Origin of the sequence: Streptomyces sp. CBMA123, assembly GCF_014596465.1 — a bacterium.
Classification (GTDB): Bacteria; Actinomycetota; Actinomycetes; order Streptomycetales; family Streptomycetaceae; genus Kitasatospora.
This window is the reverse complement of sequence record NZ_MECK01000199.1, coordinates 1-9925: the sequence shown is the minus strand read 5'-3', so window position 1 is coordinate 9925 and position 9925 is coordinate 1. Positions and strand designations below refer to the sequence as shown.

Annotated in this window: 9 protein-coding genes; all 9 read left to right on the top strand. The window is 73.4% G+C overall.

Annotation, left to right across the window (positions count from 1 at the left end; all coding sequences use genetic code 11):
* The coding region (locus BG452_RS21975) for a right-handed parallel beta-helix repeat-containing protein (RefSeq protein WP_188306055.1) at positions 1-1384 on the top strand (1384 nt) is incomplete at its 5' end.
* Between the two features lies 1 nt (position 1385).
* A complete protein-coding gene (locus tag BG452_RS21970) occupies positions 1386-2654 on the top strand; it encodes an O-antigen ligase domain-containing protein (protein WP_188306054.1) in 1269 nt (422 codons plus the stop codon).
* Positions 2655-2657: 3 nt separating this feature from the next.
* Entirely contained in the window at positions 2658-3932 is a 1275-nt protein-coding gene (locus BG452_RS21965; protein WP_188306053.1) for a glycosyltransferase, read from the top strand.
* Positions 3929-5164, top strand: a complete 1236-nt coding sequence (locus tag BG452_RS21960; protein ID WP_188306052.1) for a class I SAM-dependent methyltransferase — start codon at positions 3929-3931, stop codon at positions 5162-5164. The genes BG452_RS21965 and BG452_RS21960 overlap by 4 nt, the downstream gene beginning before the upstream one ends.
* Positions 5161-5964, top strand: a complete 804-nt coding sequence (locus BG452_RS21955) for a glucose-1-phosphate cytidylyltransferase (protein ID WP_188306051.1) — start codon at positions 5161-5163, stop codon at positions 5962-5964. Before BG452_RS21960 ends, BG452_RS21955 begins: the two co-directional genes overlap by 4 nt.
* Positions 5961-6608, top strand: coding sequence for a PIG-L deacetylase family protein (locus BG452_RS21950; protein WP_188306050.1), 648 nt, complete (start codon positions 5961-5963; stop codon positions 6606-6608). Before BG452_RS21955 ends, BG452_RS21950 begins: the two co-directional genes overlap by 4 nt.
* 3 nt (positions 6609-6611) lie before the next feature.
* Positions 6612-7637 (top strand): NAD-dependent epimerase/dehydratase family protein, encoded by a 1026-nt coding sequence (locus BG452_RS21945; protein WP_188306049.1) that lies wholly within the window; start codon positions 6612-6614, stop codon positions 7635-7637.
* Positions 7634-8929 (top strand): DUF4910 domain-containing protein, encoded by a 1296-nt coding sequence (locus BG452_RS21940; protein ID WP_223242559.1) that lies wholly within the window; start codon positions 7634-7636, stop codon positions 8927-8929. Before BG452_RS21945 ends, BG452_RS21940 begins: the two co-directional genes overlap by 4 nt.
* A gap of 5 nt (positions 8930-8934) precedes the next feature.
* Positions 8935-9925, top strand: a 991-nt coding sequence (locus BG452_RS21935; RefSeq protein WP_188306048.1) for a hypothetical protein, incomplete at its 3' end; no start/stop codon positions are given.

Genomic DNA, 9925 nt, shown 5'->3' with positions numbered 1-9925 from the left:
GTGCGCGACCCCGGCGGCGGGGCCGGCGGCGGCGCCCGCGGGCGCGGTGACGGTCGACCCGGCGGTGGTCGGCGACCTGGCCGCGAAGACCAGGAACAGCCCCCCGAACACCACGTTCTGGCTCGAACCGGGAACGCACCGGCTCGCAGCGGACCGCTACGCCCAGGTCGTCCCCAAGGAGGGGGACAGCTACCTCGGCGCGCCCGGCGCCGTGCTCGACGGCGGGAAGACCAACCAGTACGCCTTCGGCGGCGGCGCCGGCCAGGTCACCATCCGCTACCTGACCGTGCAGGGCTTCGTCGCGCCGCAGAACGAGGGCGTGGTCAACCACGACTCGGCCGACGGCTGGGTGGTCGAGCACACGACGATCCAGGACAACTCCGGCGCCGGACTGATGGCCGGCGCCCACCAGCGGGTCCGGGCCAGCTGTCTGCGCGGCAACGGGCAGTACGGCCTGAACGCCTACAAGACCGGCGCCCCGATCACCGACCTGCTGCTCGAGGGCAACGAGATCACCGGCAACGACACCGACCAGTGGGAGCAGAAGCAGCCGGGCTGCGGCTGCACCGGCGGCGTCAAGTTCTGGGCCGTCAACGGCGCCGACGTGCGCGGCAACTGGGTGCACGACAACCGGGGCACCGGGCTGTGGGCGGACACCGACAACAACGACTTCCGCATCGAGGGCAACGTCCTGGAGGCCAACGACGGCGCCGCGCTGATCTACGAGACCAGCTACAACGCCGTCATCGCCGGCAACACGATCCGGCGCAACGACTGGGTCGAGGGCCGCCGGGCCGCCGACCGCGGCGACGACTTCCCCTACCCGACCGTCTACCTGTCCGAGTCCGGCGGCGAACCGCGGATCCCGGCCCGCACCGACAGGATCGAGATCGACCGCAACCTGCTGGAGGACAACTGGTCCGGGATCACCCTGTGGGAGAACGCCGACCGGTTCTGCAACAGCCCGGCCAACACCTCCTCCGGCGACTGCACCCTGCTGGTGAAGGACACCGCCCGCTGCGCCCAGCCGGCGATCGCCACCGCACCGCTCCTCGCCGACTGCCGCTGGAAGACCCAGCGGGTGGACATCCACGACAACCGCTTCACCATGGACCCGTCCGTCGTCGGCTGCACGGTGAACTGCGGCCGGATGGCCGTGCTGTCCAACTACGGCACCTTCCCGGACTGGTCCCCGTACAAGGGCGAACCGGTGGCCGACGCGATCACCGGCAAACAGCAGAACCGCTGGCACGACAACACCTACGTCGGGCCGTGGAGCTTCGTCGCCCACGACCCCAGCCGCACCCTCGACTTCGGACAGTGGCAGGCCGCGCCCTACCAGCAGGACACGGGCAGCACCCTGCGGCCGGGGGGCGGTGGCTGACATGGCCCAGGACCTGACCGCGCACGTCCGGCCGGCCGGCGCCCCGAAGACCGTCGGCCTGGTCTGGAGCCTGCTGATCCTCAACACCCTCGGCTCCGCCGGGGCGCAGACCGTGATCCCGCTGCCCCGCTCGCTGATCCAGATGGTCACCATGGGCGCGCTGGTCTCCGCCTTCGCGCTGGCGCTCCTCGTCAACCTCCGGCTGCGCGTGCGGCCCAGCGCCTACCTGCTGCTGCTCACCCTGCTGCTGGTGCTGAGCGTGATCTCCAGCGCCCACCTGGAGTCCGGGGCGGGCGCGCTGTTCCGCTGCTTCCGACTGGCCCTGTTCGTCGGCACGCTGTGGCTGCTCAGCCGCTGGTGGGACGGCGGCGAGGGGTTCGTCCGGCAGCACATCCGGATGTACTTCGCGGTGCTCGTCTCGGTGGCGGCCGGCCTGGTCATCTCACCGGGCGCGGCCTTCCCCGACGTCTACGGCGGCCGGCTGGTCGGCGCGCTGTGGCCGCTCACCCCGCCGCAGATCGGCCAGTACGCCGCAGTGATCATCGGGCTCACCGTGCTGCTCCTGCTGAGCCGCCGGACCACCGGGGCGAGTGCGGCCGCGGTCATCGTGCCCTCGCTGGTGCTGCTCGCGCTGACCCACACCCGCACCGCCACCCTCGGCCTGATCATCGGACTGGCGCTGGCGATCGGCTCGCTCCTGCTGACCAGCGCCGCCGCCCGCCGGTTCTTCAGCTGGGCCGTCCTGGGCGCCACCGTGGCCGCGGTGGGCCTGAGTTCGCTGCTCCAGGCCTGGTTCCTGCGCGGACAGAGCCAGGAGAACTTCTCCAACCTCACCGGCCGGGCCAAGGTCTGGGACGCCCTGCTGGCGGCGCCCCGGACGACCGTGGAGCAACTGTTCGGCCAGGGCCTGGGCGACAAGTCCTTCGGCGGGCTGCCGATCGACAACAGCTGGCTGGCCGTCTACAACGAACAGGGCCTGGCCGGCGTCGCCCTGGTGGCGGCGATGATCCTGGTGCTGGGTGGCGTCGCGCTGCTGCGGCCGCCGTCGCCGGCGCGGGCCGGCGCGATCTTCCTGATCAGCTACTGCGCGATCGCCTCCTACACCGAGGCCGGGCTGGGCGATGCCTCGCCGTACCTGCTGCACCTGACCGTGGCCGCCTCACTGCTGGCGGCACCCGCCACGGCCGCGCCCCTCCCGGCGCCCGCGGCCCCCGACGCACCCCGCACCCGACGCACACCGCACCCGGCCCACAGAACGGAGGTGACCTGAACGATGCACGTCCTCGTGGTGCACAACCGCTACGCCTCGGCGCAGCCGAGCGGGGAGAACAAGGTGGTCGACCAGGAGGTGGCGCTGCTGCGCGAGGCCGGCCACCGGGTCGAGCTGTTCGAGCGGCGCAGCGACTCCATCGCCGCCAAGTCCCTGCCGGGCAAGGCCGCGGTGCCGCTGCTGGTGCCGTGGAACCCGGCGGTCCGTACCGAGCTGGCCGCCCGGCTGCGCGCCGAACGGCCGGACGTGGTGCACGTCCACAACGTGTTCCCGCTGCTGTCGCCCGCGGTGCTGGCCGCCTGCGCCGACGCCGGCGTGCCGGTCGTGGCCACGCTGCACAACTACACCCAGGTCTGCCCGCCGGGCACACTGCGGCGGGACGGCCGGCCGTGCACCGAGTGCGTCGGGGTGGCGCCGCTGCCCGCCGTCCGGCACGGCTGCTACCGCGGCTCCCGGCTGGCGACGGTGCCGCTGGCGGTGAGCCTGTCGGTCAACCGGCGGCGCTGGCGGTCCAGGGTGGAGCGCTTCTTCTGCATCTCCGCGGCGCAGCGCGACGTCCTGGTGGGGGCCGGGATGCCGGCCGAGCGGCTGACGGTGAAGCACAACTTCGTGCCCGAGCCGGGCATCGGCCGGACGGGCGCGGGCAAGCACCTGCTCTACCTCGGCCGGCTCGCCGAGGCCAAGGGCGTACGGCTGCTGATGGCCGCCTGGGACCAGCTCGCCGTGCGGGGCGGGGTGGGCGTGCCGCTGGTGATCGCCGGCGCGGGGCCGCTGGAGCCGGAGGTGCGGGGCTGGGCGGCCGGGCGGGCGGACGTACGCCACGTCGGCCTGTACGACCAGGAGCAGTGCCGTCAGGCGGTGGCCGGGGCGGTCGCCGTGGTGGCCCCCTCGACCTGGCTGGAGGCCTTCGGCCTGGTGGTGGTGGAGGCGATGGCGGCCGGGGTCCCGGCCGTGGCCGCCGGGCACGGCGCCTTCGTCGAACTCGTCGAGGACGGGGTGACCGGGCTGCTGCACCGACCGGGCGAGGCGGCCTCGCTCGCGTCCTGCCTGCGCCGGATCACGGCCGGGCCGGAGCACAACCAGGAGCTGGGGCGGGCCGCCCGGCGCCGTTACGAGCAGGGCTTCAGTCCGGCCGTCGGGCTGGAGCGCCTGGTGGAGGGGTACCGCGGCGCGATCGCGCAGCGGTCCGGCGGCGCGAACGGCGCGCCGCCGGCAGGGAACGGACACGCTGGCCCGCGGCGGGGCACCCGCGCGGGCGGGAACGGGAGCAGTCAATGACACGATGCCGACTCTGCGGCTCGACGGCGATGGGGAGCGTCGTCGACCTGGGGGCGACCCCGCCGTGCGAGAGCTTCCTCGCCGCGGACGAACTGGACCGGCCGGAGCCGGCGTACCCGCTGCACCTGCGGGTCTGCACCGACTGCTGGCTGGCGCAGATCCCGCCGCTGATCACGCCGGAGGAGACCTTCACCCAGTACGCCTACTTCTCCTCCTACTCGACCTCCTGGGTGGAGCACGCCCGCACCTTCGTCGCCGGGGCCGTCCAGCGGCTGGGCCTGGGCCCGGACGCCTTCGTGGTCGAGGTCGCCAGCAACGACGGGTACCTGCTCCGGCACGTGGTGGACCAGGGGATCCGCTGCCTGGGCATCGAACCGTCGGTGAACGTGGGCGCCGCGGCCCGCGAGGCGGGCGTGCCCACCCTCACCGCGTTCCTGGACCCGGCCACCGGCTCCGACGTCCGCGCCGGACACGGCCCGGCGGACCTGGTGGTGGCCAACAACGTGTACGCCCACATCCCCGACGTGGTCGGCTTCACCCGGGGGCTGCGCGCCCTGGTGGCCGACGACGGCTGGGTCTCCATCGAGGTGCAGCACCTGCTGACCCTGATCGAGGAGAACCAGTACGACACCATCTACCACGAGCACTTCCAGTACTACACGGTCGCCTCCGCGGCCCGGGCCCTGGCCAGTGGCGGACTCACCCTGGTGGACGTCGAGCTGCTGCCCACCCACGGCGGGTCCATCCGGCTGTGGGCCCGCCCGGCCGAGGCGGCCGGCGAGCCGGGCCGGCGGGTGGCCGAGGTGCTGGACCGGGAGAAGGCCGCCGGGCTCCAGGAGCTGTCCGGGTACACCGAGTTCTCCGCCCGGGTGGCCAAGGTCCGCCGCGACCTCCTGCGCTTCCTCATCGAGGCGGCCGAGCGCGGCCAGACCGTGGTCGGCTACGGCGCCCCGGGCAAGGGCAACACCCTGCTCAACCACTGCGGCATCCGGCCCGACCTGCTCCCGTACACCGTCGACCGCAACCCGTACAAGCACGGCAGGTTCACCCCGGGCACCCGCATCCCGATCCTGCCGCCCGAGCAGATAGCCACCGACCGGCCGGACTACGTCCTGGTCCTCCCGTGGAACCTGCGGGCCGAACTGACCGAGCAGCTGTCCTTCGTGCACGAGTGGGGCGGCCGACTCGTCTTCCCCATCCCGGAACTCAGCGTCGTCGAGGTGAAGCCGTGAAGGTCGTCCTGTTCTGCGGCGGTTACGGGCTGCGGATGCGCAGCGGAGCCTCCGACGACGCGCCCAAGCCGATGGCGATGGTCGGCCCGCGCCCGCTGATCTGGCACGTCATGCGCTACTACGCCTACTTCGGACACACCGAGTTCATCCTGTGCCTCGGCTACGGGGCCCACCACATCAAGAACTTCTTCCTCAACTACGAGGAGACCACCTCCAACGACTTCGTGCTGCGGGGCGGCAAGACCGAGCTGCTGTCCACCGACATCTCCTCCTGGACGATCACCTTCGCGCAGACCGGCATCGAGTCGCCGATCGGCGAGCGGCTGCGCCGGGTGCGCCACCACCTGGACGGCGACGAGATGTTCCTCGCCAACTACGCCGACGTGCTCACCGACGCCCCGCTGCCGGAGATGATCGACCGCTTCGCCGAGCGCGACGCCGGCGCCTCGATGATGGTCGTCCCGCCGCAGTCCTCCTTCCACTGCGTGGACCTCGGCGAGGACGGCCTGGTCGGCGGCATCACCGCGGTGAGCGAACTGCCGTTGTGGGAGAACGGCGGCTACTTCGTGCTCCGCCAGGAGGTCTTCGACCACATCCCGGAGAACGGGGACCTGGTCGCCGACGGATGCACCCAACTCGCCAAGCGCGGCCGTCTGGTGGCCCACCAGCACCGCGGCTTCTGGAAGCCGACCGACACCGTGAAGGAACGGGCCGCGCTGGACGCCGCCTACGCCCAGGGCGACCGCCCGTGGGCCGTGTGGGAGCGGGCCGGGGCCGGGGCCGGGGTGAGGACCTCGTGATCCGGCTCGGGCCCGGGCCGCTGGAGCGGATCGTCGCCGTCGGCGCGCACTGCGACGACATCGCCATCGGCGCCGGCGCCACCCTACTGACGATGTGCCGGGCGCGGCCGGGCCTGCGGGTCGACGCCCTGGTGCTCTCCGGCGGCGGAGGCGAGCGCGAGCAGGAGGAGCGGGCCGCCCTCGCCGCCTTCTGCCCCGGCGCCGACCTGCGGCTGACCGTCCTCAAACTGCCCGACGGCCGGCTGCCCGCCCACTGGGACGAGGCCAAGGCCGCCGTCGAGGACCTGCGCGGGCGGTGCGAACCGGACCTCCTGCTGGCACCGCGCACCGAGGACGCCCACCAGGACCACCGCGGCCTGGCGCGACTGGTCACCACCGCCTTCCGCGACCACCTGGTGCTCGGCTACGAGATCGTCAAGTGGGACGGCGACCTCGGCCGTCCGACGGCGTACCAGCCACTGTCCCCGGAGACCGCCGAACAGAAGGTCCGGCTGCTGCAGGAGCACTACCCCTCGCAGCGGCACCGGCCCTGGTACGACCGGGAGGCCTTCCTCGGGCTGGCCCGGATCCGCGGCATCGAGTGTCACGCGCGCTACGCCGAGGCCTTCGACGTCACCAAAGCCACTCTCAACCTGGGGGGTTGAACCATGCGCGTACTGCTGACCGGACACCAGGGCTACCTGGGCACCGTGATGGCTCCCGTCCTCGCCGCCGCCGGACACGAGGTCGTCGGCCTGGACGCCGGGCTGTTCGCGAACTGCGTCCTCGGCCCGGTCCCCGCCGACCCGCCGGGCCGGCGGGTGGACCTGCGCGACGTCACCGCCGAGCACGTGGCCGGCGTGGACGCGGTGATCCACCTGGCCGCCCTCTCCAACGACCCGCTCGGCTCGCTGGCGCCGGACCTCACCTACGACATCAACCACCACGCCTCCGTGCGGCTGGCCGCACTGGCCCGCGACGCCGGGGTGCGGCGCTTCCTGTACGCGTCGACCTGCTCCGTCTACGGCGCCGCCGGCGGCGACGAACTGGTCACCGAGGACGCCCCGCTGCGCCCGGTGACGCCGTACGCGGAGTCCAAGGTGCGGGTGGAGGACGACCTCCACGCGCTGGCCGACGGCGACTTCAGCCCGGTGTACCTGCGCAACGCCACCGCCTTCGGCTACTCGCCCCGGCTGCGCGCCGACATCGTGCTGAACAACCTGGTGGGCCACGCGCTGCTCTCCGGCGAGGTGCTGGTGCTCTCCGACGGCACCCCGTGGCGCCCGCTGGTGCACGCCGCCGACATCGCGCGGGCCTTCACGGCCGCGCTGGACGCGCCCCGGGAGGCGGTGCACGACCGGGCCTTCAACATCGGCAGCGAGGTCAACAACGTCACGGTCGCCGAGATCGCCGAGCAGGTCGCCGAGGCGGTGGCCGGCGCCCAGGTGGTGATCACCGGGGAGAACGGCGCCGACCCGCGCTCCTACCGGGTGGACTTCTCCCGGTTCCGGGCCGCGTTGCCCGGCTTCGACTGCGAGTGGACGGTGAAGCGGGGCGCGCTCGAACTCGCCGACGCCTACCGGAGGTTCGGGCTCACCCGGGAGGGCTTCGAGCGGCGCTTCACCCGGCTGGCGGTGCTGCGCGAGGCCTCCGAGGCCGGCGCCGTCGACGACACCCTGCGGTGGCGCCGATGACCACGGCGGGGGAGGAGATGACCACGGCGGGCGAGGAGATGCACGCCCTGGTGGAGCGGCTCTACCCGCTCTGCCGGAGCATCACCGGCGACGGCGTGCGCGCCACCCTGGAGATCATCGGCGAGTACCTGCCGCTGCGGGTGCACGAGGTGCCGACCGGGACACAGGTGCTCGACTGGACGGTGCCCCAGGAGTGGAACATCCGGGACGCCTACATCGCCGACGGCACGGGCAGGCGGGTCGTCGACTTCGCCGCGTCCAGCCTGCACGTGCTCGGCTACAGCGTGCCGGTGGCGGCGACCATGCCGCTGGCCGAACTGCGCGAGCACCTCCACACCCTGCCGGAGCACCCGAGCTGGGTGCCGTACCGCACCAGCTACTACACGCCCACCTGGGGGTTCTGCCTCGCCCAGGAGACCCTGGACGGCCTGCCGGACGGCGAGTACGAGGTGCGGATCGACTCCACCCTCGCCGACGGCCACCTCAGCTACGCCGAGCACGTCGTCCCCGGGCAGGTCGCCGACGAGGTGATCGTCTCCTGCCACGTCTGCCACCCGTCGCTGGCCAACGACAACCTGGCCGGCATCGCGGTCGCGACCTTCCTGGCACGGGAGTTGGCGCAGCGCACGCCGTACTACACCTACCGGTTCCTGTTCGCCCCCGGCACCATCGGGGCGATCACCTGGCTGGCCCGCAACGCCGAACGGGTGGACCGGGTCAAGCACGGCCTGGTGCTGGCCTGCGCGGGCGACCGGGGCGACCTGACGTACAAGCAGAGCCGGCGGGGCGACGCGGAGATCGACCGGGTGCTGCGGCACGTCCTGTCCAGCTCCGAACGCCCGCACCGCGTCACCGAGTTCACCCCGTACGGCTACGACGAGCGGCAGTTCTGCTCGCCCGGGTTCGACCTCGGCGTCGGCTCGCTCAGCCGCACCCCGTACGCCGGGTACCCCGAGTACCACACCTCGGCGGACAACCCGGCCTTCGTCACAGCGGAGGCGATGGCGGACACCCTCGCCGTCTGCCGCGAGGCCTTCGCCGTGCTCGACCGCAACCGGCGCTACCTCAACCTCAGCCCGTACGGCGAACCGCAGTTGGGCCGGCGCGGACTGTACGAATCACTCGGCGGGCGCAGCGACGCCAAGCAGGCACAGCTGGCGATGCTCTGGGTGCTCAGCCTCTCCGACGGTGAGCACAGCCTGCTGGACGTCGTCGAGCGCTCCGGGCTGCCCTTCGACACCGTCGCCGTCGCGGCCGACGCCCTCCAGGGCGCCGGGCTGATCAAGGCGTGACGCCGATGACCACCGAGGAGGCGCGGACGAGGACGGCGGACCCGCCCGAAGCGGCCCGGCGGGCCGCCGAGCGGGGCGTCCTCGGCCGGCTGTCCTGGGGGCTGGCCGACCAGGCGGCCTCCAGCATGACCAACTTCGCGGTGGGCGTCTACGTCGCCCGCGAGCTGGGGGTGACGGCCTTCGGCGTGTTCAGCCTGGCCTGGCTGACCTACGGCGTGGTGCTCAACGTCGCCCGCGGGCTGGCCACCGACCCGCTGGTGGTGCGCTTCAGCGGCGTGCCGGAGGCGCCCTGGCGCGTGGCGGCGGCCCGGGCGTCCGGCGCCGCGCTCGCCGTCGGCACCGTCCTCGGCGCGGTGTGCCTGCTGGTGGGGCTCGGCCTCGGCGGCCGGGTCGGGTCGGCCTTCGCCTGCCTCGGAGTGGTGCTGCCCGCGCTGCTGCTCCAGGACGCCTGGCGGTTCGCCTTCTTCGCCGCCGGCACCGGGCGCAAGGCCTTCGCCAACGACCTCGCCCAGGCCGTCGCGCTCGTCCCGGCCATGCTGGTGGCGGCCCGGGTCGGCAGCGTGGCCGCCTTCCTGCTGGCCTGGGGCGCCTCCGCCGCGGTGGCTGCCGGCTACGGCTGCCTCCAGTCGGGCCTGCGGCCCCGGGTGGCGCAGGCCCGCGGCTGGCTGCGCGAACAGCGCGACCTCGGCAGCCGGTACCTGGTCGAGAACGTCAGCCTCAGCGGCGCGAGCCAGCTGCGGGCGTACGGGCTCGGCGCGATCGTCGGGGTCGGCGCGGTGGGCGCCGTCCGGGGCGCCGAACTGCTGCTCGGCCCGTTCCTCGCCCTGCTGATGGGGCTGTCGCTGGTCACCGTCGCGGAGGCGGCCCGGGTGCTGCGGCGGGCACCGCGGCGGCTCGGCCGGTTCTGCCTCCACCTGGGCGGCGGACAGGCCGTCGCCGCACTGCTGTGGGGCGCGGCGCTGCTGCTGATGCCCGACCGGGCCGGCGAACTCGTCC